The sequence below is a fragment of the Pseudomonas sp. R32 genome (assembly GCF_009866705.1).
GTDB lineage: Bacteria > Pseudomonadota > Gammaproteobacteria > Pseudomonadales > Pseudomonadaceae > Aquipseudomonas > Aquipseudomonas donghuensis.
Window position 1 is genome coordinate 523,372 of sequence record NZ_CP019396.1, and the last position, 23,420, is coordinate 546,791.

Genomic DNA, 23,420 nt, shown 5'->3' on the forward strand with positions numbered 1-23,420 from the left:
GTAGAATGCGCTTTTTTTCAACGAGTCGGAGCCCGTCTTGCGCGAAATCGTTCTGATTAACATCACTGGTGAGGACCGCCCGGGTCTTACTGCGGCCATCACCGGCGTCCTGGCCCAGGGTGGGGTGAACATCCTCGACATCGGTCAGGCGGTGATTCACGACACCCTGTCCTTTGGCATCCTGGTGGAAATTCCGGATACCGAGAAGGCTTCATCGGTGCTCAAGAACATCCTGTTTGCGGGCTACGAACTCGACCAGCAGGTGCGTTTTACTCCGGTTTCCGAAGCCGACTACCAGAACTGGGTCGAAGGCCAGGGCAAGGCCCGGCATATCGTCACCCTGCTGACCCGCAAGGTGACTGCCGAGCAGTTGCAGCGCGTCAGCTCGATCACCGCCAAGTACGGGTTGAACATCGACCATATCGATCGCCTGTCCGGTCGTGTGGCGCTGGACACTCCGGTTGAGCAGGGCAAGGGCTGCATCGAGTTCTCGGTACGTGGCGAACCGGCTGATCCACAGGCCCTGCGCGCCGAGTTCCTCAGCGTCGCCCAGGAGCTGAACGTTGACATCGCCTTCCAGCAGGATTCGCTGTTCCGTCGCAACCGCCGCCTGGCGGTGTTCGACATGGACTCGACGCTGATCGAAGCCGAAGTGATCGACGAGCTGGCCAAGGCGGCGGGTGTAGGCGAGCAGGTTGCAGAAATCACCGAGCGGGCCATGCGCGGCGAGCTGGATTTCCGTGCCAGCTTCAAGGAGCGCCTGGCGCTGCTCAAGGGCCTGGACGTTGGCGTGCTGGACCAGATCGGTGCTTCGCTACGCCTGACCGAAGGCGCCGAGACGCTGTTTGCCGAACTCAAGCGCCTGGGCTACAAGACCGCCATTCTCTCTGGCGGCTTCACCTACTTCGCCAAGCAGTTGCAAGCCAAGCTGGGCATCGATTATGTGTTCGCCAACGAGCTGGAAGTGGTCGATGGCAAGGTGACCGGCGTGGCTGTCGAGCCGATCGTCGATGCCCAGCGCAAGGCCGACCTGCTTGGCGAGCTGGCGCGCAAGGAAGGCCTGCAGATGGAGCAGACCATTGCGGTCGGTGATGGCGCCAACGATCTGCCGATGCTGGCGATTGCCGGCCTGGGCGTGGCCTTCCGCGCCAAGCCGTTGGTCAAACAATCGGCCAAGCAGGCGATCTCGACCCTGGGCCTGGATGGTGTGCTGTACCTGTTGGGTTTCCGGGATCGCGACGGTCGCGCGTGATGGCGGGGTCGCTGTGCGGCCCATCGCTGGCAAGCCAGCTCCCACAGGGTTTTGCGCAGGATCCGCAAGCCAGGTACAAAAAAGCCCGCATCGCTGCGGGCTTTTTTATTTTCAGGCTTGCTCCGGCAATGCCAGGCGCTGGCCCATGCTTACCGCAGAGCCTGCGCCGAGCTCTTCGGCCCATTTCACTTGCTCTGGCCCGAACAGTACCACGGCTGTCGAACCCAGCTTGAAACGGCCCAGCTCGGCGCCTTTCTCCAGGTGGATCGGCGCACGGCTGGCTTCGTCGTAGCGCACGGTTTTCAGTTCACGCTTGGGTGGCGTCACCAGGCCGGCCCAGACGGTTTCGATCGAGGCGACGATCATCGCACCCACCAGTACCACGGCCATCGGCCCGCGTTCGGTGTCGAACAGGCAGACGACGCGCTCGTTGCGGGCGAACAGTTCCGGAACGTTTTCGGCAGTGGTCTGGTTGACCGAGAACAACCGGCCCGGTACGTAGATCATCTCGCGCAGGGTGCCGGCCAGCGGCATGTGCACGCGGTGGTAGTCCTTGGGCGACAGGTAGATGGTGGCGAACTGGCCACCCATGAACGGCGCGGCGTTGGCCGGATCGCCACCCAGCAGCTCCAGGGCGCTGAAACTGTGGCCCTTGGCCTGGAAGATACGCCCATGCTCGATCGGGCCGAGCTGGCTGACGGCACCGTCGGCCGGGCAGAGGATCGCCCCCGGGGTTTCATCCAGCGGACGCGCACCTGGCTTGAGGGCGCGGGTAAAGAAGGCGTTGAAGTGCTCGTAGGCGGTGACGTCTTCGACCAGGGCCTGGGACATGTCCACCTGGTAGCGCTTGGCGAACCAGCTGGTGAAGGCGTTCTTGAACCAGCGCACGCGGCATTCGGCGATGCAGCCGGCCAGGCGCGAAAGCAGGTGATGAGGCAGCAGGTACTGACTGATGATGAACAAGCGGGATTTCATTAGGTTTCCTTAAACTTCGACAGGGGTGTCGGGGTGGTTGCCCCATTCGCCCCAGGATCCGGCGTAGGCTTTGACCCGAGGGTAGCCCAGATGCTTGGCCACCAGGTAGGTAAAGCCGGAACGGTGATGAGTCTGGCAGTGGGTGACCACTTCCTTGTCTTTGCTGATGCCCAGCTGCGCGAGGATTTCGGGCATGTCCTTGCGGATACGCAGGTGATCGTTCATGTCCATGCCGGCGGTCCATTCGAAATTGACCGCGCCGGGGATATGCCCGCCCTTGGCCGCGAGGACTTTCTCGCCACGGTACTCGGCTGGGCTGCGCGCGTCCCAGATCGCCAGGTCGGTGGCACCGAGGCGGCTTTGCAGGTACTCGCGGGTTGCCGTTGGCTCTTCGTGCAGGGTCAGGCTGACCGTGCCGGTGATGTTGAGCGGCACATCAGTGGCAAGGTTGTTGGCCGGCCAGGCCTGGATGCCACCGTTGAGGTAGTGGTAGCGCTTGTGCCCGATGACGTCGAGCAGCCAGATGAAGCGCCCGGCCCAACCGCCGCCTTCCTCGTCATATACGACGTAGACCGCGTTGGCGTTATGGCCGAGTTCGGCAAACAGTTTTTCCAGGTCAGCCTTGGCCGGCAACAGGCCTGGCGCGGGAGGCTGGCCCAGCTGCGTGCGCTTCGGGTCGACGAAGCGCGCACCGGGAACATGCCCGCTGGCATAGCGGTTGGGGCTGGTCAGGTCGACCAGGATCAACTCTGGCGCATCCAGCCGGGCTTGCAGATCAGCCGGCTCGATTACCAGGGGCAAGCCAGAAAAGTCAGTCATCCAGAGTCTCCAGAGCGGAACAGAGGGGGCGATTGTAGCGCATGGCTCAGGCGCTGCGGTTGCTGAAGGCGGTCAGGGCCCGCTCGATGCATTGCGCGGTTTTGCCGAAGGCTTGCACGCTGACGTCGGCCAATGGCTTGCCGCCCTGGTCGGCGACCAGCAGCATCACCACCCGGCCATTGCTCGATAGCGAGCGCAGCAACACATGTTCGCTGCGAAACAGCGCACGCAGGCTGGCCGGCAGCAGGGCCGAGAACTGGGCGTGGTTGTCCGGGGTCAGGCGCAGTTGCGCCGACTTGCTCAGCAAACGCTGCAACAGTTTGCTTTGCTCGATAGGCAGCACCAGGTTGGCAGCTTCACCGGGAATGCCGGCAGTCTGGTGAACCCGCAACTGGCTCACGGTCTTGTCGGTCATCAACAGCATCAGTCGTTGCATGCCGCAGGCGACCAGGGCATCGCGCGCCAGGGTAGTGAGGTGGATGGCATTGCTGAACGGGCTCGGCTCGGCGAGCAACTCGCCGCAGAGCTTGCGCCAGGTGCCCAGGGCCTGGGCCGAGGGCGTTGGCGGGGCGATCTGGCCCTGGTGCAGGTGTTGTTGCTGCCAGGGCCAGAGCAGCGCCTCGGCCGGGTGGAACAGGCCGGGGCAGGCGTGATGACGGGCACTGATCGCCGCCTGTTGGTGCACCAGTTGTTGCACATCGTCCAACGGCGTTTGCAGGTAAAGGCTGGTGAGCAGTTGCCAGCGCTGCACATGTGCATTGGTCCAGCCCGCCTGCGAGGCCAGGGCCAGGCCGTTGGCCAGTAGCACGGTATTGGCCGGCTGATTGAACCAGCGGCGCAAGCTTGGCTGATCGTCGAGGCGTTGTTGCTGGTGCAGGCTGTCCTGATCGCGGGCGATGAGGATCGCCTCGGCCAGCAGGCGGCGTTCTTCCTGCAGTAAATGGTAACCGCGGGTTACCCAGTCCGGCAGGCGCCAGTGTTCGGCCAGGGCCTTGCACAGGCTCATGACCCGTACGCCAAACAGCTCTTCTTCCACTCGGGAGGCCGACTCGCCTTTGTGCACCACGCGCAGCTCCCATTCATCGAGGAGCTTGGGGTGCGTCAGCGCCAGCGGCCACAGCGGCGCCAGGAACAGCAGGCTACCCCAGTGGATTTCTTGCCACAGACGCGCCAGGCGGCTGGCGAACAGGCCGTTGGCCTGCTGGCTGGCGTGCTGGCTGACCATCTGCAACTGGCGCAGGGTGGGCGCAATCTCGCTCTCGGGCACGGCCGGCAGGCGTTCCAGCAGCTCTGTGGTACGCGCAAGCCCCAGGCGGTTGAGGGCGATTTCCAGGCTCTCGGCCGGCTCGCTCATGGCCGTACTGCTATGGTGATTGGCCTCGCGCATCACGCTGAGCACCAGGGCCGGGCTGTCCTGCATCAGTTCGGCGATATCGCGCAATGAGCGGCGGCTGTCGTCGATGGCGGCTTTTACCCGCTCGAAACTGGCCAGCGGCACCGGTAGGCGCACGCTATCGAGGAGCTTGACCCAGGCATCGAGTGTTTTTGGTGTTTGACTTGGCACGATGGTTTCAATAGGCATGCTGGAGGTAGGCCGAACTGGCTTTTCGCCTTGACTGACTATAGTCTGGCGCACTTCTGCCGATAAGTAGAAGAAGAGTTTTTTTAACTTCCGCTCACGACCCTGACCACGACAGTAAGTGCTTCCTATCTATGGCTAAAATTATCGGCATCATCGTCGTATTCGCGAGTGTGCTCGGCGGATATGTTCTTTCCCACGGCAAGATTGCGGCCCTGATTCAGCCTTTCGAAGTGCTGATCATCGGTGGCGCTGCCTTTGGTGCATTTCTTCAGGCCAACCCTGGTTACATGACCATGCATGTAATCAAGAAGTCGCTGAAGATGTTTGGCACGCGTTTTACCCACACTTTCTATATCGAGGTGCTGGGCCTGGTCTACGAGATTCTCAACAAATCCCGTCGCGAAGGCATGATGGCGATCGAAGCCGATATCGAAGACGCCGCTGCCAGCCCGATTTTCGCCAAGTACCCGGCAGTCCTGGGGGATGAGCGCATGACGGCGTTCATCTGTGATTACCTGCGCATCATGTCCACTGGCAACATGGCCCCGCACGAGCTCGAGGGCCTGTTCGACATGGAACTGCTGAGCATGAAGGAAGAACTCGAGCACCCGTCCCATGCCGTGACCGGCATCGCCGACGGCATGCCAGGTTTCGGTATCGTCGCTGCGGTTCTGGGTATCGTGGTGACCATGGCCTCGCTGGGCGATGGCGACCAGAAGTCCATCGGCCTGCACGTGGGTGCAGCGCTGGTGGGTACCTTCTTCGGTATTCTCGCCGCCTACGGTTTCTTCGGCCCGTTGGCCACATCCTTGCGCCATGACGCCAAGGAAGAGCTCAACATCTACGAGGCGATCAAGGCCTCGCTGGTGGCTTCGGCCTCGGGCATGCCGCCATCGCTGGCCGTGGAATTCGGGCGCAAGGTGCTGTTCCCGGCCCATCGCCCGAGCTTCGCCGAGCTGGAACAAGCAGTTCGCGGTCGCTAAGCCATGGAGAACAATCAGCCCATTATCGTCAAGCGCATCAAGCGCTTTGGCGACGGCCACCACGGTGGCGCCTGGAAGATCGCCTTCGCCGACTTCGCTACGGCGATGATGGCGTTCTTCCTGGTGCTGTGGCTGCTGTCGACGGCCACGCCTGAGCAGAAGATTGCCATTGCCGGCTACTTCAAAGACCCGATCGGTTTTTCCGAGAGCGGTACGCCCTACATCATCGATCTCGGTGGTTCGCCCCAGCTCGCTCCGGAAAAGACCATCAACCCGGAAGTGAAATCCGAGCCGACCCCTGACACCAGCTTGCAACTGGACCAGGACAAGGTTGAGAGCATGGCCGAGCAGGTTGAGCGCGAACGCCTGGAACTGCTGTTGCAGGAGCTGCAGAACAAGGTCGAAGAAAACCCGCAACTGCAGAAGTTCAAGGACCAGATCCTCTTCGAAATCACTCAGGACGGCCTGCGCATCCAGATCATGGACGCCGAGAACCGGCCGATGTTCGACCTGGGTAGCGCGCGTTTGCAACCGTACTTCGAAGACATCCTGCTGGCCATGGCCGACACCATCAAGGCGGTGCCGAACAAGATCAGCATCAGCGGCCATACCGATGCCAAGCCGTACGCCGGTACCGGTGACTTCGGTAACTGGGAGCTGTCGGCCAACCGTGCCAACGCGGCCCGTCGTGCGCTGGTCGCCGGTGGCTATCCGGATACCCAGGTGGCACGGGTAGTGGGTTACGCCTCGTCGTCGTTGTTCGACCGGCAGAACCCGCTCAACCCGGTCAACCGCCGTATCGATATCATTGTCCTGACCAAGAAGGCCCAGCGTACCATCGAGGGCGAGCAGACCCAGCCTGCTGCCCCTGATGCCGCGCAACCCGGTGCTGCAGCGCCGGTACCGGCTGCCCCGCAAGCGCAGGCCCCGGCGGCCGAGCCCGAGCCGATGCAGCCACGGGAGTTGCGGCAGAAGCTGAACATCTTCGAGGACGGCGTGTTGAAGATGGACGAAAACAAGCAGTAATACTGTTTGTAGAAAAACGCCCGTGCGCAGCGATGCCCACGGGCGTTTTTTTACGCTACGGACTAGAAGCCGCGGCGGATCTTGGCCTTGAGGTCGGCATGGAAGAAATCGGCGTTGGAGCGGTTGGTGGCATTGGCCTCGCAGGCTTCACTGTCGATCGAACGCTTGAAGGTCTGCTCGTCATGGTAGGCGCGAACGTACAGGTCAATGTGCTCGCGGTTGTACATGGTTGGCCACTTCTCCAGATAGGCCGGTAAGGTGGCCTCGCCGCATTGGTAGAAGGCAACCCGGCGATTGACCAGGGTCGCCGCCCCCAGTTGGAAGGGCACCCACCAGGCGTCGGCGGTCTCGGGGGCAAGCACGGCGATCAGATGGGTACATTGGCTGATTTTGCGCCGGATAATGCCGCTGATATCGTCGGTGGTCTGCTGCGCCTCGTTGTCGAACAGGTCCAGTTGGGTACTGATGCCTTCGAGCTTGAGCCGTTCATTGATGATGAAGGCGTCCAGGCGTTGGCTGTGGCGATAACTGATAAAGACTGGCATCAGTGGTGCCCTCCCAGGCTGGAGGGCGTGGCATCGATGCGTAACGGCTGAATTGTCATGGTTGATTCCTTTCATACGCAGGGCATGGGGCGATTCGCTTCATGGCGGCGAATCTTGAAAGGTGACAATCAGCGAAAGTCTTTCGGACAGCAAGGTACGACCAACAAACAAGATGCTTCCTGCTTGTTTGGGTAAAAATCCCTACATATAGGTCCTACTTTGTAGCCGTTTGAGGCCCGTTTCCGAGCCTCGGGTACTCAGTAGCTGTCTTGCGGCAGGCTGGCGATGATCGAACGGTAGCTGTTCATTCGCTGCTGTTGCACGCGGCCATCTTCGAGGGCCTTGAGCAACGCGCAACCGGGTTCGCGATCGTGCTTGCAGTCGCGAAAGCGGCAGGTGCCGAGCAGGTCGGTGAATTCGATGAAGCCGGCTTCGACATCGGCGCGGCTGACGTGGCCCAGGCCGAATTCACGGATACCCGGGGAGTCGATCAGTTCGCCACCGCCAGGGAAGTGATAGAGGCGGGCGGTGGTGGTGGTGTGGGTGCCCTGGCCGGACCATTCCGACAGGTCGCCGACGCGGGTCTGCACATCGGGCAGCAGGCTGTTGACCAGCGATGACTTGCCAACCCCGGACTGGCCGACGAACACACTGATGTGGCCGTCGAGTTGCGCCTGCAGCTGCTCCATGCCATTGCCCTGATGGGCCGACACTTCCAGCACGGGATAGCTCAGCTGTCGGTACACCGCCAGCAACGCATTGAGCGCCGGCGCGTTCTGTTCGTCGATCAGGTCGGCCTTGTTCAGCAGCAGCAACGGCCGGATGCCGGCATGTTCAGCCGCCACCAGGTAACGGTCGATCAGGTTGGCATGGGGTTCCGGTGCCGGGGCGAAGACGATCACGATCAGGTCGACGTTGGCCGCCACCGGCTTGAGCTGGCCGCGGCTGTCCGGGCGGCACAGCTCGGTGTGGCGTGGCATCTGTGCCACGATCACACCGATGCCCTGGTTGCCAGCCCGCCACACGACCTTGTCGCCGGTGACCAGCGCTGGCAGGTTGGCGCGCAAGTGGCAACGGAACACCTGGCCGGCAACGTCGCCGTCCTGGGCTTCGACTTCGACCTGCACGCCAAAGTGGGCGATAACCAGGCCCAGTTGTTCCGGGCCGAGGTCGCCGCCTTCGAGCTCCTTCAGGGTCTGTTGTTCGCGTTTGGCGGCGCGGGCAGCGCGTTCACCCTGGATTTTTTCGATGCGCCAGTTCTGGCGTCGATTGAGCTGGCGTTTGGCCATGAAGGTTCCGTGTTCGGGAGGCAATATTTAACGGCGGGGAGTTTAGCACGCTCCACTAGGCTAAACTGCGCACCTACCGAGGAGCAGAATCATGCAGAACCCACAGAACCTGATCTGGATCGACCTGGAAATGACCGGTCTGGATCCGGATCAAGACGTCATTATCGAAATGGCCACCATCGTCACCGACAGCGACCTCAACACCCTGGCCGAAGGCCCGGTGATCGCCATTCACCACAGTGATGCAGTGCTGGCGCGCATGGATGAGTGGAACACCCGCACCCATGGCGCCTCCGGCCTGACTCAGCGGGTCAAGGACAGCACGGTCAGCATGGCCGAAGCCGAGGCCCAGACCATCGCTTTCCTGGAGCAGTGGGTACCCAAAGGCAAATCCCCGATCTGTGGCAACAGCATCTGCCAGGATCGCCGGTTCCTCTATCGCCACATGCGCAACCTGGAAAACTACTTCCACTACCGCAACCTCGACGTCTCGACCCTCAAGGAGTTGGCGGCACGCTGGGCCCCTGAGGTGCGCGACAGCTTCAAGAAGGGCGGTACCCACCTGGCGCTGGACGATATCCGCGAGTCGATCAACGAATTGCGCCACTATCGCGAGCACTTCATCAAGTTCTGATCGCAGCGCCGACGGCTTGTACAGACAATCCGTGCGGCGCCCCCTTTTGGTGCCTGTGGCAACTGGTTAGACTGCGCGCCCCATTGCTCGGATCTGCGCCATGTTGTTGATGCTCTACCTCGTTGCTATCACCGCTGAAGCCATGACTGGCGCGCTGTCGGCCGGCCGTCGCGGCATGGACTGGTTCGGTGTGGTGCTGATCGCCTGCATCACCGCGCTGGGTGGTGGCTCGGTGCGCGACGTACTGCTGGGGCATTACCCGCTGACCTGGGTCAAGCACCCGGAATACCTGGTGCTGACCAGTTTCGCGGCGCTGATGACCATCTTCATTGCACCGCTGATGCGCCACCTGCGCTCGCTGTTCCTGGTGCTCGATGCCCTGGGGCTGGTGGCCTTCACCCTGATCGGCTGCATGACGGCGCTGGAAATGGGCCAGGGCATGCTGGTGGCGTCGATCAGCGGGGTGATCACCGGGGTGTTTGGCGGCATTCTTCGGGATATCTTTTGTAACGATATTCCGCTGATCTTCCGCCGAGAGCTGTATGCCAGTGTGTCGTTCGCGGCGGCCTGGTTCTATCTGGGGTGCGTGTACTTCAATGTGCCGGGTGAGCAGGCGATTCTGCTGACCTTGTTTGGCGGTTTCCTGCTACGGCTGCTGGCGATTCGGTTTCATTGGGAAATGCCCAAGTTTCATTACAACGACGAGCATTGATTTGCTTGTGCCGGCCTCATCGCTGGCAAGCCAGCTCCCACATAGCCCCTGACCGGTCTCAATAATGCAACCCGCCTGGTCCCCTGTGGGAGCTGGCTTGCCAGCGATGCCTGCGCCGCTGATTCAGCCAGCCTGCCGCTCGGCATGCTGCCCCAACGCCCACTCCACATGCTCGCGCACCAGCTCCGACGGATACTCCCGCCGCGCCTTGAGCGCCTCCAGCACCTGGATAGTCGACGGTGCATTGCCCAGCCCCACCGCCAGGTTGCGTAACCAGCGCTCATAACCGGCACGGCGCAGCGGTGAGCCTTCGGTGCTATCGAGGAAGGTCTGCTCATCCCACATGAACAGCTCGGCAAGCCCGGCGCTATCGAGATTGTGCCGGGGTTTGAAGTCGCTCTCGCCGCTGGGGCGGGCAAAACGGTTCCACGGGCAGACAATCTGGCAGTCGTCGCAGCCGAATACCCGATTGCCGATCAACGGTCGCAGCTCTTCGGGGATCGCGCTTTTCAGCTCGATGGTCAGGTACGAGATACAGCGCCTGGCATCCAGCACATAGGGGCCGACAAAGGCCTGGGTCGGGCAGATGTCCAGGCAGGCGCTGCAGCGTCCGCAGTGTTCGCTGGCGTGTGGCGGATCGACCGGCAGCGGCATATCGACGAACAGCTCGGCAAGAAAGAAGTAACTGCCGGCCTTGCGGTTGAGCAGCAGGGTGTTCTTGCCGATCCAGCCCAGCCCGGCCTGCTCGGCGATGGCCTTTTCCAGCACTGGGGCGCTGTCGACAAACGCCCGAAAGCCAAACGGGCCGATCTCTTTCTGGATGCGCTCGGCCAGGTGCTGCACGCGTTTGCGTACCAGCTTGTGGTAGTCGCGGCCCAGGGCGTAGCGGGAGATATAGGCTTTCTCCGGTTGGGCCAGTTGCTGGGCCATGCGCGTATCACCCGGCAGGTAGTCCATGCGCAGGGACACCACGCGCAAGGTGCCGGGCACCAGCTCATCCGGGTGCGAGCGCTTGCTGCCGTGGGCGCCCATGTAGTCCATTTCGCCGTGATAGCCGGCCTCAAGCCAGCGCTCCAGGTGTTTTTCGTGCTCGCCCAGGTCCACCCCGGCGATGCCGACATGGGCAAAGCCGAGCTCTCGGCCCCAATCCTTGATCGATTGGGCCAGCGTGGGTAGGTCGGGGGCGGAAGCAGACATGGGAATAAGGCAATACGGACTCAGGTGCGTATAATTCTGCCAGACATCAGAGCCTTTGACCCATGCCTCAGACCAAACACCCCGCAAACGAGCCACATCGGCTCACCAGCGTCACCCTTGCGCCCCTGGCGCCACGTCCTGCCGACGCCCATAAGGGCGACTTCGGCCATGTGCTGGTGGTCGGTGGTGATCGCGGCACGGGTGGTGCCGTGCTGCTCAGTGCCGAAGCGGCGTTGCGTTGCGGCGCCGGGCTGGTGTCGCTGGTCACGCGTGCCGAGCATGTGCCCGCAGCAATGGCCCGTCTGCCCGAGGTGATGAGCCTGGGTGTGCATTCGGCCAACCAGTTGATGACGCCGATCGAGCGGGCTTCGGTGCTGGTGGTCGGCCCGGGGCTTGGGCAGGAGGCCTGGGGCCGCAGCCTGTTGTCGGCGGTGGCCAGCAGCCAGGCGCCGCAGGTGTGGGACGCCGATGCCCTGAACCTGCTGGCGCGCCAGCCTTTGCCATTGCCCAAAGGCAGCGTCATCACCCCGCACCCGGGGGAGGCCGCTCGTTTACTGGGTGTATCGACCGAGGCGGTGCAGGCTGACCGGCCCGGCGCGGCACGCAAACTCGCGCGTAAATACGCGGTCATATGCGTGCTGAAGGGCGCCGGCACCCTGGTAGCCGACCCGGCGGGGCAACTGGCGCTGTGCTCGCGCGGTCATCCGGCCATGGCGGGTGCCGGCCTGGGGGATGTGCTCAGTGGTGTGCTCGGCGCCTTGCTCGCCCAGGGCATGTCGGCCTGGGACGCGGCCTGCCTGGGCGTCTGGCTGCATGCCTGTGCGGGCGAGCGCCTGGCCGTGCAGGGCCGCGGCCTGGCGGCCAGCGACATGGTCCCGGCAATTCGTCAGTTATTGGAGGAGCATTCAGCGTGTTTGGCATAACCCTGTTTTTGGCCGATGAACAGGCCACGGTCAACGTTGGCCATAGCATTGCCAAGGTGACTCAAGGTCACGGCGTGATTTTTCTCGAAGGGGACCTGGGAGCGGGCAAGACCACCCTGTCGCGCGGTATTATTCGCGGCCTCGGACACCAAGGGGCGGTAAAGAGTCCTACCTTTACAGTGGTTGAGCCTTACGAGATTGGCGACATTCGCGCGTTCCACTTCGACCTGTATCGCTTGGTCGATCCGGAGGAACTGGAGTTCTTGGGCATCCGCGATTACTTCGAAGATGACGCCTTGTGCCTGTTCGAGTGGCCCCAAAAAGGGGCGGGCATTTTGCCAAAGCCCGACCTGACCATTACCATAAGCCCCCAGGCGGGCGGTCGTTCGCTCAACCTGTCGCCGCAGGGGGCACGTGGCGAAGCCTGGTGTGCCGCTCTGGCCTTGGAATTCAAATAGAAAATGGGGATAGGTATGCGCATTCGCGCACTGGTTTCTGTCGTAGGACTGCTGCTTACGGTAGTGACCGTTGACGCTCTGGCCGTCACGCAAGTCAAAAGTATGCGTTTATGGCGAGCGCCGGATAACACACGGCTGGTCTTCGACCTCTCGGGCCCTGTGCAGCACAGCGTATTTACCCTGACCGCCCCGGATCGCCTGGTGATCGACATCAATGGCGCGACCCTGGCTGCGCCGTTGTCGGTGTCTACCTCCAATACCCCGATTACCAGCGTGCGCTCGGCCCAGCGTACGCCGACCGACTTGCGCGTAGTGGTCGACCTGAAAAAATCGGTGACGCCCAAGAGCTTCATCCTGGCGCCCAATGCCCAGTACGGCAACCGCCTGGTGGTCGACCTGTTCGACCAGGAGGCCGATGCCGCGCCGCCACCGCCAACGCCGCCGGTGGCGACCACGCCGGCAGTGCCGGTAACCCCGGCGCAACCGGCGATCAAGCTGCCTCCAGTGCCCAACGGCAAGCGTGACATTGTCATTGCCATCGATGCCGGTCACGGCGGTGAAGACCCGGGTGCTTCCGGTTCGCGTGGCCAGCATGAAAAAGACATCGTCCTGGCCATTGCCAAGGAACTGCAGCGCCAGATCAACACCGAGAAGGGCTTTCGCGCCGAGCTGACCCGTACCGGTGACTACTTCATCCCGCTGCGTAAACGCACCGAGATTGCCCGCAAGAAGGGCGCCGACCTGTTCATTTCGATCCACGCGGACGCTGCGCCGTCCAAGGCGGCCTTCGGTGCCTCGGTGTTTGCGCTGTCCGATCGCGGTGCCACTTCGGAAACCGCGCGCTGGCTGGCCGACAGCGAAAACCGCTCCGACCTGATCGGTGGTGCCGGCAACGTCAGCCTCGATGACAAGGACCGCATGCTTGCAGGTGTGCTGCTCGACCTGTCGATGACCGCCTCGCTCTCCTCCAGCCTCAACGTCGGCCAGAAGGTCCTGGGCAACATGGGCCGGATCACCCCGCTGCACAAGCAGCGCGTCGAACAGGCCGGCTTCATGGTGCTTAAATCGCCAGACATCCCATCGATCCTGGTGGAAACCGGCTTTATCTCCAACGCCAACGAGGCGGCCAAGCTGGCTACCCCGAGCCACCAGCAATCCCTGGCGCGTTCGATCCACAGCGGCGTGCGCCAGTTCTTCCAGCAGAACCCGCCGCCGGGCACTTATGTCGCCTGGCTGCGCGACAGCGGCAAGATTGCCCAGGGCCCGCGCGAGCATTCGGTGCGCCCGGGCGAGACCCTGGCGATGATCGCCGTGCGTTATCAGGTCAGCGTTGCCAGCCTGCGCAGCGCCAACAGCCTGAAAACCGATGAGCTCAAAGTCGGCCAGCACCTGAACATCCCGACCACCGCCCTGGCGGCCCAGCAATGAGCAGCAGTGCCCGCATCGAGCTGCTCAGCCCGCGGCTGGCCAACCAGATTGCCGCCGGTGAGGTGGTCGAGCGCCCGGCATCGGTGATCAAGGAGTTGCTGGAAAACAGCCTGGACTCCGGCGCCAAGCGTATCGACGTTGAAGTCGAGCAGGGCGGCGTCAAGTTGCTGCGCGTGCGCGACGACGGCGCTGGTATTGCCGCCGATGACCTGCCGTTGGCCCTGGCCCGCCACGCCACCAGCAAGATTCGCGACCTTGAAGACCTTGAGCGGGTCATGAGCCTGGGCTTTCGTGGTGAAGCCCTGGCCTCGATCAGCTCGGTCGCCCGCCTGACCCTGACCTCGCGTACCCGCGATGCCGAACAGGCCTGGCAGGTGGAAACCGAAGGCCGCGACATGGCCCCGCGAGTGCAGCCCGCAGCGCATCCGGTCGGTACCTCGGTGGAAGTGCGCGACCTGTTCTTCAATACCCCGGCCCGGCGCAAGTTTCTCAAGACCGAAAAAACCGAATTCGATCACCTGCAGGAAGTGATCCGGCGCCTGGCGCTGGCGCGTTTTGACGTGGGTTTTCACCTGCGCCATAACGGCAAAAGCATCCTCAGCCTGCACGAAGCCCATGACGATACCGCGCGCGCCCGCCGTGTAGCGGCCATCTGCGGCCCGGGCTTCCTAGAACAGGCGCTGCCGATCGAGGTTGAGCGCAACGGCCTGCACCTGTGGGGTTGGGTCGGTTTGCCGACCTTCTCGCGCAGCCAGGCCGACCTGCAGTACTTCTTCGTCAATGGTCGTGCCGTGCGCGACAAACTGGTCGCCCACGCCGTGCGCCAGGCCTACCGTGACGTGCTGTTCAATGGCCGGCACCCGACTTTCGTGCTGTTTTTCGAGGTCGACCCTACCGGTGTCGACGTCAACGTGCACCCGACCAAGCACGAAGTGCGCTTCCGTGACGGGCGCATGGTTCACGACTTTTTATACGGCACCCTGCATCGCGCCCTGGCCGATGTGCGCCCGGAAGATCAGCTGGCCGCGCCCGCTGCCACCAGCGAGATCATCCGCCCCAGCGGCATTCAGGCCGGAGAGTTCGGCCCCCAGGGCGAGATGCGCCTGGCTGCCAACCTGCTTGAGCAGCCGATGGCCGAGCCGGGCCTGCGTCCGTCTGTGGGTAGCAATGGCAGTGGCGCAGGCTATCAATACCAGTACACGCCGCGACCGACCCAGGCATTGCCTGCAGCCGAAGCTCAGGGCGTGTACCGGGAGTTCTTTGCGCCGCTGGCCGAGGCTGCGCCGGTGGCCTTGCCCGAAGGCCAGGGCGACATCCCGCCGCTGGGCTACGCCCTGGCCCAGCTCAAGGGCATTTATATTCTTGCCGAAAACGCCGTCGGTCTGGTGCTGGTGGACATGCACGCCGCCCATGAACGGATCATGTACGAACGCCTCAAGGTGGCCATGGCCAGCGAAGGCCTCAGCGGCCAGCCGCTGTTGGTGCCGGAGTCCCTGGCCTTGAGCCAGCGCGAAGCCGATTGCGCCGAAGAGCACGCCGAGTGGTTCCAGCGCCTGGGCTTCGAGCTGCAGCGCCTGGGCCCGGAAAGCCTGGCGATCCGGCAGATTCCGGCGCTGCTCAAGCAGGCCGAGGCCAACCGCCTGGTCCAGGACGTTCTGGCCGATCTGATGGAATACGGCACCAGTGACCGTATTCAGGCGCACCTGAACGAGCTGCTCGGGACCATGGCCTGCCACGGCGCCATCCGCGCCAACCGGCGCCTGGCCATCGCTGAAATGAACGGCCTGCTGCGCGACATGGAAAACACCGAGCGCAGCGGTCAATGCAACCATGGCCGGCCGACCTGGACCCAGATGGGCCTGGACGATCTGGACAAACTGTTTTTGCGCGGTCGATGACATGAGTGGCAAACCTCCAGCGATATTCCTCATGGGCCCGACTGCGGCGGGCAAGACCGACCTTGCCATTGAGCTGACCAAGGTCCTGCCATGTGAGCTGATCAGTGTCGACTCGGCGCTGGTCTACCGTGGCATGGACATTGGCACCGCCAAGCCGTCCAAAGAGATTCTGGCTGCCCATCCGCATCGCTTGATCGACATCCTTGACCCGGCTGAAAGCTATTCGGCCGCCGATTTTCGTCGCGATGCGCTGGAGGCCATGGCCGATATCACCGCGCGCGGCAAGATTCCCCTGCTGGTCGGCGGCACCATGCTTTATTACAAGGCTTTGCTCGAAGGCCTGGCGGACATGCCGGCGGCTGACCCACAGGTGCGTGCCGAGCTCGAAGAAGAGGCCCAGCGCCTCGGCTTGCACGCCTTGCACCAGCAGTTGGCGGCGGTCGACCCGGAATCGGCGGCACGTATTCACCCCAATGACCCGCAGCGGCTGATCCGCGCGCTGGAGGTCTACCGGGTCAGCGGCCTGACGATGACGTCACATCGCCAGCGTCAATCCGCGGAAAGTAGCGCCGCAGGCGCGTCCGCAGCGGGACAATTGCCCTATACTGTCGCCAGCCTGGCCATTGCCCCAACCGATCGGCACATACTGCACGAGCGGATTGCGCTACGATTCGGGCAAATGCTGGAACAGGGCTTCGTTGACGAGGTCCGATTGCTGCGAGCCAGAAGTGACTTGCACGCGGGGCTGCCGTCTATACGGGCGGTTGGTTATCGCCAGGTCTGGGATCACCTTGATGGCAAGTTGAATTCAGTTGAAATGCAGGAGCGCGGCATCATTGCCACTCGCCAATTGGCGAAGCGGCAGTTCACCTGGTTGCGTAGTTGGGCTGACCTGCACTGGTTGGACAGCCTGGCCTGCGACAATCTGTCTCGCACCTTGAAATACCTTGGATCGGTCTCCATATTGAGCTGAGTCCTTGCAATTGCCGTCTATCCTTGGGGTGGGGCGGCTTGAGCCATCAGTTTTTCTTTGATTTTTTTACTATTGATCCTTACAGGAGTGCGGCATATGTCAAAAGGGCATTCGCTACAAGACCCTTACTTGAATACTTTGAGAAAAGAAAAAGTTGGGGTTTCGATCTATCTGGTTAACGGCATCAAGCTGCAAGGCACGATCGAATCCTTCGACCAGTTCGTGATTCTGCTGAAGAACACCGTTAGCCAGATGGTTTACAAACACGCCATCTCGACAGTTGTCCCTGTGCGTCCGATCCGTCTGCCTAGCGCAACCGAATCCGAGCAAGGCGACGCTGAGCCAGGTAACGCCTGATAGGAGTCTGCTTTGTTCTTTGAGCGCCACGGTGGTGGTGAACGGGCGGTCCTCGTTCACTTGGAAGGTCAGAACCCTGAGGCGCGCGAAGATCCGCAGGAGTTTCAGGAGCTGGCACTGTCGGCTGGGGCCGATATTGTCGCGTTCGCCAATGTGGCGCGACATCAGCCCACCGCCAAATACCTGATTGGCAGCGGCAAGGTCGAAGAGTTACGCGACCTGGTCAACGCCGAGCAGGTAGATTTGGTGATATTCAATCACACCCTCACACCCAGTCAGGAACGTAACCTCGAGCGAGTCTTCGAGTGTCGCGTGCTTGACCGCACCGGTCTGATTCTCGATATCTTCGCCCAGCGGGCGCGTACCCATGAAGGCAAGCTGCAGGTCGAACTGGCCCAGCTCGAGCACATGAGCACGCGGCTGGTGCGTGGCTGGACTCACCTTGAGCGGCAAAAGGGCGGTATCGGCCTGCGCGGCCCGGGTGAAACCCAGCTGGAAACCGACCGCCGCCTGCTGCGGGTACGCCTGCGCCAGATCAAGGCGCGCCTGGAGAAGGTCCGCAGCCAGCGTGAACAAGCTCGCCGTGGCCGTAAACGGGCGGATATCCCCTCGGTTTCCCTGGTCGGCTACACCAACGCCGGCAAGTCCACCCTGTTCAACGCCCTGACCCAGTCCGAGGTCTATGCCGCCGACCAGTTGTTCGCGACCCTCGACCCGACCCTGCGCCGGCTTGAGCTCGACGATCTCGGGCCGATCGTGCTGGCCGACACCGTGGGCTTCATTCGTCACCTTCCGCACAAGCTGGTCGAGGCATTTCGGGCTACGCTCGAAGAGTCGAGCAACTCCGACCTGCTGCTGCATGTGATCGACGCCCATGAGCCTGAGCGCATGGCGCAGATCGAGCAGGTCATGGCGGTATTGGGAGAGATCGGTGCAGAAGGCTTGCCGATCCTCGAGGTCTATAACAAACTCGACCTGCTTGAAGGTGTCGAGCCGCAGATTCAGCGCGATGCCGATGGCAAGCCGCAACGGGTCTGGGTCTCGGCCCGCGATGGTCGGGGGCTGGAGCTGGTGGGGCAGGCGGTCGCCGAATTGCTGGGGGATGACCTGTTTGTCGGTACCTTGCGCCTTGAACAGCGTTTTGCCCGGTTGCGTGCGCAGTTCTTTGAACTGGGCGCGGTGCAGAGCGAAGAGCATGACGATGAAGGCAGCAGCCTGCTGGCTGTGCGACTGCCGCGGGTGGAGTTGAACCGCCTGGTCAGCCGCGAAGGTTTGCAGCCGCTGGAATTCATCGAGCAACATACTTTGCAATAAATGCCCGGCGACGCGGTCGGGCAGCCGTGACAGGCATTCTGTAGCATTGGACGGCGCGCCGTGGGCGCGTCTTTGCTTTATCAGATGGAGAGCGCTATGGCTTGGAATGAGCCGGGTGGCAACTCGAACAATCAGGATCCGTGGGGCGGGCGCCGTGGTGGCGACAAGAAAGGGCCGCCGGATCTCGACGAGGCCTTCCGCAAGCTGCAGGACAGCCTGAACGGCATGTTCGGCAGTGGCAAGAAACGCGGTGGTGATGGCGGCGTCGGCAAGGGCGGTGGCTTCGGCCTGCTCGGCATCGGTCTCGCCGTGCTTGCAGCTATCTGGCTGTACAGCGCCGTGTACGTGGTCGACGAACAGGAGCAGGCAGTCGTGCTGCGCTTCGGCAAATACTACGAAACCGTAGGGCCGGGCCTGAACATCTACTTCCCGCCGATCGATCGCAAGTACATGGAGAACGTTACCCGCGAACGTGCCTATACCAAGCAGGGGCAGATGCTGACCGAAGACGAGAACATCGTCGAGGTGCCGCTGACCGTGCAGTACAAGATCACCAACCTGCAGGATTTCGTGCTGAACGTCGATCAGCCTGAAATCAGCCTGCAGCACGCGACCGACAGTGCCTTGCGTCACGTGGTGGGTTCCACCGCGATGGACAAGGTGCTGACCGAAGGTCGTGAGCAGATGGCCGTGGAAATCAAGGAGCGCCTGCAGCGTTTCCTCGATACCTACCGGACCGGTATCACTGTCACCCAGGTCAACGTACAGAGCGCGGCAGCCCCGCGTGAAGTGCAGGAAGCCTTCGACGACGTGATCCGTGCCCGTGAAGACGAGCAGCGTGCCCGCAACCAGGCCGAGTCCTACGCTAATGGCGTGGTGCCGGAGGCCCGTGGTCAGGCCCAGCGGATCATCGAGGACGCCAACGGTTACCGCGACGAAGTCGTCTCGCGTGCCAAGGGTGAGGCCGACCGCTTCACCAAGCTGGTTGCCGAGTACCGCAAGGCCCCTGAAGTGACCCGTCAGCGCCTGTACCTGGACACCATGCAGGAAGTCTACAGCAACACCAGCAAGGTCCTGGTTTCCGGCAAGGACGGCCAGAGCAACCTGCTCTACCTGCCGCTCGACAAGATGGTGCAGGGCAGCCGTTCCGGCTCTGCCCCGGTCACCGTTGCGCCGTCGGCCAATGCCGATGCGGCCAACCGTGCGGCGGCGGAACTGCAACAGCAGCAAACACAGTTGCGTACTAGGGAGAGCCGCTGATGAGCAATAAATCGCTGATCGCCCTGATCGTGGCCGTGGTGCTGGCGATCGTGGCCTGGAACAGCTTCTACATCGTGGCCCAGACCGAGCGTGCGGTACTCCTGCAATTTGGTCGTGTGGTCCAGGCTGATGTCCAGCCTGGCCTGCATGTGAAGGTTCCTTACGTCAACCAGGTGCGCAAGTTCGACGCCCGCCTGATGACCCTGGACGCCCCGACCCAGCGCTTCCTGACCCTGGAAAAGAAAGCGGTGATGGTCGATGCCTACGCCAAGTGGCGGGTCAAGGATGCCGAGCGCTTCTATACCGCGACCTCGGGCCTCAAGCAGATTGCCGACGAACGTCTGTCGCGCCGTCTGGAAAGCGGCCTGCGTGACCAGTTCGGTAAACGCACCCTGCACGAAGTGGTCTCCGGTGAACGTGACGCGCTGATGGCTGACATCACTGCCTCGCTGAACCGTATGGCCAGCAAGGAACTGGGTATCGAAGTGGTCGACGTTCGCGTCAAGGCCATCGACCTGCCCAAGGAAGTCAACCGCAGCGTGTTCGAGCGCATGAGCACCGAGCGCGAGCGTGAAGCCCGCGAGCACCGCGCCAAGGGTAACGAGCTGGCCGAAGGCATCCGTGCCGACGCCGATCGTCAGCGCCGGGTACTGCTGGCTGAAGCCTACCGGGAATCGGAAGAGACCCGCGGTGATGGCGATGCCCAGGCAGCGTCGATCTACGCCAAGGCCTACGGTCAGGACCAGGAGTTCTACGCGTTCTACCGTAGCCTCAAGGCCTACCGCGAGAGCTTTGCCGACAAGAGCGACGTACTGGTGCTCGATCCGAGCAGCGAGTTCTTCCGCTTTATGGGCAAGACCAAGCCATAAGCATCTACCCCGCCGGGCGGCTAAAACGCCTGGCGGGGTGATCCCGCGAGAAAACGGGTGTATGATGCGGCAGCCGGGAAATTCCCGGCTTTTTTGCGTCTGCAAGATCGAACGGTTCAAACCCGGCTCGGGTCTACAGAGCAGCCCAAGGTATTCGAGGGTATAGGCACGGCGGTAGCGCTGGAATCGGTGCTGCGCGCCATTGTTTGCCGATACCTGCTTCACTCAAGGCTCGCCCGCGGGCAAGCCGCCCGGACCATAGGGGAAATGGCGTAATGGCAACGGTAGACCGCTGGCTGCTGCCAGATGGCATCGAAGAAGTACTGCCACCTGAGGCGGCGCGCATCGAAATCGCGCGTCGGCAGGTGTTGGATCTGTTCCAGAGCTGGGGTTATGACTTCGTCGTGACTCCGCATATCGAGTACCTGGAATCGCTGCTCACCGGTGCCGGCCAGGACCTGGACCTGCGGACCTTCAAGGTCATCGACCCGCAATCGGGCCGGCAGATGGGCTTCCGTGCCGACATCACCCCGCAGGTGGCGCGCATCGATGCGCACACCCTGCGTCGTGAAGGCCCGAGCCGTCTGTGCTATGCCGGCAGCGTGCTGCATGCCTTGCCACGGGCGTTGTCGACCTCGCGCAGCCCGATCCAGCTCGGTGCCGAGCTGTACGGCGACGCCAGCCCGGTCAGCGACGTCGAGGTGATCAGCCTGATGCTGGCCATGCTGCAACTGGCCGATGTGCCGGACGTGCACATGGACCTTGGCCACGTCGGTATCTACCGCGGCCTGGCCCGTGCCGCCGGTTTGTCGGGCGCGATCGAGCAGCAGCTGTTCGATGCCCTGCAGCGCAAGGCCGTCGACGAAGTGATCGAGCTGACCGCCAAGCTGCCAGCGGACCTGGCCGCCATGCTGCGCTCGCTCACCGAGCTGTGCGGTGGTCGCGAAGTGCTGGCCGAGGCGCGTGTGCGTCTGGGCCGTGCACCGGCGGCGGTACTGGCGGCATTGGATGACCTGATGGCGATCGCCGAGCGGCTGGCCACGCGTTACCCCGAGCTGCCGCTGTATTTTGACCTGGGCGAGTTGCGTGGCTACCACTACCACACCGGTGTGGTGTTTGCCGCGTTCGTCCCGGGTGTCGGTCAGTCGATCGCCCAGGGCGGTCGTTACGACGACATCGGAGCAGACTTTGGCCGGGCACGCCCGGCCACCGGTTTCTCCACGGATTTGAAGACCCTGGTCACACTGGGGCGAGCCGAGGTGGTATTGCCGTCTGGCGGGATCTGGATGCCCGACAGCAGCGATGCGGCACTCTGGCAGTTGGTCTGCCAATTGCGCAGTGAAGGTCAGCGGGTGGTTCAGGCCTTGCCTGGGCAGCCATTGACTGCCGCCGTCGAGGCGGATTGCGATCGGCAATTGATTCAGCAAAACGGGCTTTGGCAGGTTCTGCCGCTGGCCATTTGAGATTCCCCGCCGGTACGAGCCGGCGCCAAGTTTGCGCGAATGAGGACAAGTGTTATGGGTAAGAATGTCGTAGTCCTGGGCACCCAGTGGGGTGATGAGGGCAAAGGCAAGATCGTCGATCTGCTGACCGAACATGCTGCCGCCGTAGTGCGCTACCAGGGTGGCCACAACGCTGGCCACACCCTGGTGATCGACGGTGAAAAGACCGTGCTGCACCTGATCCCTTCGGGCGTGCTGCGCGAAGGCGTGCAGTGCCTGATCGGCAACGGCGTGGTGGTTGCACCTGACGCCCTGCTGCGTGAAATCAACAAGCTCGAAGAGAAAGGCGTACCGGTGCGCGAGCGCCTGCGCATCAGCCCTTCCTGCCCGCTGATCCTGTCCTACCACGTGGCCCTCGACCAGGCCCGTGAAAAAGCCCGTGGCGAGCAGAAGATCGGCACCACCGGTCGCGGCATCGGCCCGGCCTACGAAGACAAGGTTGCCCGTCGCGGCCTGCGCATCGGTGACCTGTTCCACCGCGAGCGTTTCGCTGCCAAGCTCGGCGAGCTGCTGGACTACCACAACTTCGTGCTGGTCAATTACTACAAAGAGCCTGCAATCGACTTCCAGAAGACGCTGGACGAGTGCATGGAATACGCCGAGCTGCTCAAGCCGATGATGCTCGACGTCACTGCCGAGCTGCACAACCTGCGTCGCGCCGGCAAGGACATCATGTTCGAAGGCGCCCAGGGCTCGCTGCTGGACATCGACCACGGTACCTACCCGTTCGTGACCAGCTCCAACACCACCGCTGGCGGCATCGCTACCGGTTCGGGCGTTGGCCCTATGTACCTGGACTACATCCTGGGTATCACCAAGGCCTACACCACCCGCGTTGGCTCGGGCCCGTTCCCGACCGAACTGTTCGATGACGTCGGTGCTTTCCTGGCCAAGCGTGGTCATGAGTTCGGCGCCACCACCGGTCGTGCCCGTCGTTGCGGCTGGTTCGATGCCGTGATCCTGCGTCGCGCCATCGACGTCAACAGCATCTCCGGCCTGTGCCTGACCAAGCTGGACGTGCTCGACGGCCTGGAAACCATCCGTATCTGCGTGGGCTACAAGAACGAGAACGGTGCCGTTATCGACGCCCCGACCGACGCCGACAGCTACATCGGCCTGGAGCCGGTGTACGAAGAAATGCCGGGCTGGAGCGAGTCGACCCTGGGTGCCAAGACCCTGGAAGAACTGCCGGCCAATGCCCGTGCCTACATCAAGCGTGTGGAAGAGCTGGTCGGCGCGCCGATCGACATCATCTCCACCGGCCCGGACCGCAACGAGACCATCGTGCTGCGTCATCCGTTCGCCTGATTCGCGACTGATGTAAAGACAAAGGCCCCTTGATAGGGGCCTTTGTCGTTTCTGTCGGCTGATCGGCACAACCTTTGCTGTAAGAATCGCTCAAGCGGTGCCATCACCTTAATGGC

Annotated in this window: 22 protein-coding genes; 16 read left to right on the forward strand and 6 right to left on the reverse strand. The window is 62.6% G+C overall.

Translation table 11 applies throughout. From position 1 onward, the window contains the following. Window positions 1-37: 37 nt before the first annotated feature. Window positions 38-1,252, forward strand: coding sequence for a phosphoserine phosphatase SerB (gene serB / locus PspR32_RS02310; protein WP_010221578.1), 1,215 nt, complete (start codon window positions 38-40; stop codon window positions 1,250-1,252). 111 nt (window positions 1,253-1,363) lie between these two features. Here the strand turns inward: serB and asd are convergent, their stop codons facing one another. The 3 genes from asd to PspR32_RS02325 are packed head-to-tail and all read right to left on the reverse strand — an operon-like array spanning window position 1,364 to window position 4,628. Continuing rightward, window positions 1,364-2,227, reverse strand: coding sequence for an archaetidylserine decarboxylase (asd, locus tag PspR32_RS02315; RefSeq protein ID WP_010221579.1), 864 nt, complete (start codon window positions 2,225-2,227; stop codon window positions 1,364-1,366). Window positions 2,228-2,236: 9 nt separating this feature from the next. Next, window positions 2,237-3,046, reverse strand: coding sequence for a rhodanese-like domain-containing protein (locus PspR32_RS02320; RefSeq protein ID WP_036995498.1), 810 nt, complete (start codon window positions 3,044-3,046; stop codon window positions 2,237-2,239). A 46-nt stretch (window positions 3,047-3,092) separates the two neighbouring features. Beyond that, a complete protein-coding gene (locus tag PspR32_RS02325) occupies window positions 3,093-4,628 on the reverse strand; it encodes an HDOD domain-containing protein (RefSeq protein ID WP_159388041.1) in 1,536 nt (511 codons plus the stop codon). Between the two features lie 131 nt (window positions 4,629-4,759). On the opposite strand from PspR32_RS02325, the gene motA reads away from it, so the two are divergent. Next, window positions 4,760-5,611 carry a flagellar motor stator protein MotA gene (motA, locus tag PspR32_RS02330; protein WP_010221582.1) on the forward strand — a complete coding sequence of 284 codons (852 nt, stop codon included), beginning with the start codon at window positions 4,760-4,762 and terminating at the stop codon, window positions 5,609-5,611. 3 nt (window positions 5,612-5,614) lie between these two features. Then, window positions 5,615-6,637, forward strand: coding sequence for a flagellar motor protein MotB (gene motB / locus PspR32_RS02335; protein WP_100782896.1), 1,023 nt, complete (start codon window positions 5,615-5,617; stop codon window positions 6,635-6,637). 62 nt (window positions 6,638-6,699) lie between these two features. Here motB and PspR32_RS02340 read toward each other — a convergent pair whose 3' ends face one another. Together PspR32_RS02340 and rsgA are read right to left on the reverse strand one after the other, a co-directional pair. Continuing rightward, window positions 6,700-7,182, reverse strand: coding sequence for a TIR domain-containing protein (locus PspR32_RS02340; RefSeq protein WP_159388042.1), 483 nt, complete (start codon window positions 7,180-7,182; stop codon window positions 6,700-6,702). A 257-nt stretch (window positions 7,183-7,439) separates the two neighbouring features. Then, window positions 7,440-8,471: a small ribosomal subunit biogenesis GTPase RsgA gene (rsgA, locus tag PspR32_RS02345; protein WP_010221585.1), complete on the reverse strand. Its 1,032-nt coding sequence runs from the start codon at window positions 8,469-8,471 to the stop codon at window positions 7,440-7,442. A gap of 91 nt (window positions 8,472-8,562) precedes the next feature. On the opposite strand from rsgA, the gene orn reads away from it, so the two are divergent. Next, window positions 8,563-9,105: an oligoribonuclease gene (gene orn, locus PspR32_RS02350; protein WP_036995500.1), complete on the forward strand. Its 543-nt coding sequence runs from the start codon at window positions 8,563-8,565 to the stop codon at window positions 9,103-9,105. Between the two features lie 100 nt (window positions 9,106-9,205). After that, the gene (locus PspR32_RS02355; RefSeq protein ID WP_010221587.1) at window positions 9,206-9,817 is read left to right on the forward strand and encodes a trimeric intracellular cation channel family protein; all 612 of its coding nucleotides are present in this window, start codon (window positions 9,206-9,208) and stop codon (window positions 9,815-9,817) included. Between the two features lie 123 nt (window positions 9,818-9,940). Here the strand turns inward: PspR32_RS02355 and queG are convergent, their stop codons facing one another. Beyond that, on the reverse strand, window positions 9,941-11,014 hold the full coding sequence (queG, locus tag PspR32_RS02360) for a tRNA epoxyqueuosine(34) reductase QueG (RefSeq protein WP_036995501.1): 1,074 nt from the start codon (window positions 11,012-11,014) through the stop codon (window positions 9,941-9,943). A 62-nt stretch (window positions 11,015-11,076) separates the two neighbouring features. Between queG and PspR32_RS02365 the strand changes: the two genes are divergently transcribed. From PspR32_RS02365 to PspR32_RS02415, 11 genes are all read left to right on the forward strand, one after another. Further along, window positions 11,077-11,937 (forward strand): NAD(P)H-hydrate dehydratase, encoded by an 861-nt coding sequence (locus PspR32_RS02365; protein WP_159388043.1) that lies wholly within the window; start codon window positions 11,077-11,079, stop codon window positions 11,935-11,937. Continuing rightward, window positions 11,925-12,395 (forward strand): tRNA (adenosine(37)-N6)-threonylcarbamoyltransferase complex ATPase subunit type 1 TsaE, encoded by a 471-nt coding sequence (gene tsaE / locus PspR32_RS02370; RefSeq protein WP_010221590.1) that lies wholly within the window; start codon window positions 11,925-11,927, stop codon window positions 12,393-12,395. Before PspR32_RS02365 ends, tsaE begins: the two co-directional genes overlap by 13 nt. 3 nt (window positions 12,396-12,398) lie before the next feature. After that, window positions 12,399-13,823 (forward strand): N-acetylmuramoyl-L-alanine amidase, encoded by a 1,425-nt coding sequence (locus PspR32_RS02375; RefSeq protein WP_198421649.1) that lies wholly within the window; start codon window positions 12,399-12,401, stop codon window positions 13,821-13,823. Then, window positions 13,820-15,721: a DNA mismatch repair endonuclease MutL gene (mutL, locus tag PspR32_RS02380; RefSeq protein WP_010221592.1), complete on the forward strand. Its 1,902-nt coding sequence runs from the start codon at window positions 13,820-13,822 to the stop codon at window positions 15,719-15,721. Before PspR32_RS02375 ends, mutL begins: the two co-directional genes overlap by 4 nt. A gap of 1 nt (window position 15,722) precedes the next feature. Then, entirely contained in the window at window positions 15,723-16,694 is a 972-nt protein-coding gene (gene miaA, locus PspR32_RS02385) for a tRNA (adenosine(37)-N6)-dimethylallyltransferase MiaA (protein ID WP_010221593.1), read from the forward strand. A 96-nt stretch (window positions 16,695-16,790) separates the two neighbouring features. Continuing rightward, complete coding sequence (gene hfq / locus PspR32_RS02390; protein ID WP_010221594.1) at window positions 16,791-17,051, forward strand: RNA chaperone Hfq; 261 nt, start codon at window positions 16,791-16,793, stop codon at window positions 17,049-17,051. Between the two features lie 12 nt (window positions 17,052-17,063). Then, window positions 17,064-18,365 (forward strand): ribosome rescue GTPase HflX, encoded by a 1,302-nt coding sequence (gene hflX, locus PspR32_RS02395; RefSeq protein ID WP_010221595.1) that lies wholly within the window; start codon window positions 17,064-17,066, stop codon window positions 18,363-18,365. Window positions 18,366-18,461: 96 nt separating this feature from the next. After that, window positions 18,462-19,625 carry an FtsH protease activity modulator HflK gene (hflK, locus tag PspR32_RS02400; RefSeq protein WP_010221596.1) on the forward strand — a complete coding sequence of 388 codons (1,164 nt, stop codon included), beginning with the start codon at window positions 18,462-18,464 and terminating at the stop codon, window positions 19,623-19,625. Then, entirely contained in the window at window positions 19,625-20,494 is an 870-nt protein-coding gene (gene hflC, locus PspR32_RS02405) for a protease modulator HflC (RefSeq protein ID WP_010221597.1), read from the forward strand. Before hflK ends, hflC begins: the two co-directional genes overlap by 1 nt. Before the next feature lie 275 nt (window positions 20,495-20,769). Beyond that, a complete protein-coding gene (locus tag PspR32_RS02410) occupies window positions 20,770-21,957 on the forward strand; it encodes an ATP phosphoribosyltransferase regulatory subunit (RefSeq protein ID WP_010221598.1) in 1,188 nt (395 codons plus the stop codon). 54 nt (window positions 21,958-22,011) lie between these two features. After that, window positions 22,012-23,304 carry an adenylosuccinate synthase gene (locus PspR32_RS02415; protein WP_010221599.1) on the forward strand — a complete coding sequence of 431 codons (1,293 nt, stop codon included), beginning with the start codon at window positions 22,012-22,014 and terminating at the stop codon, window positions 23,302-23,304. Window positions 23,305-23,420: the final 116 nt, after the last annotated feature.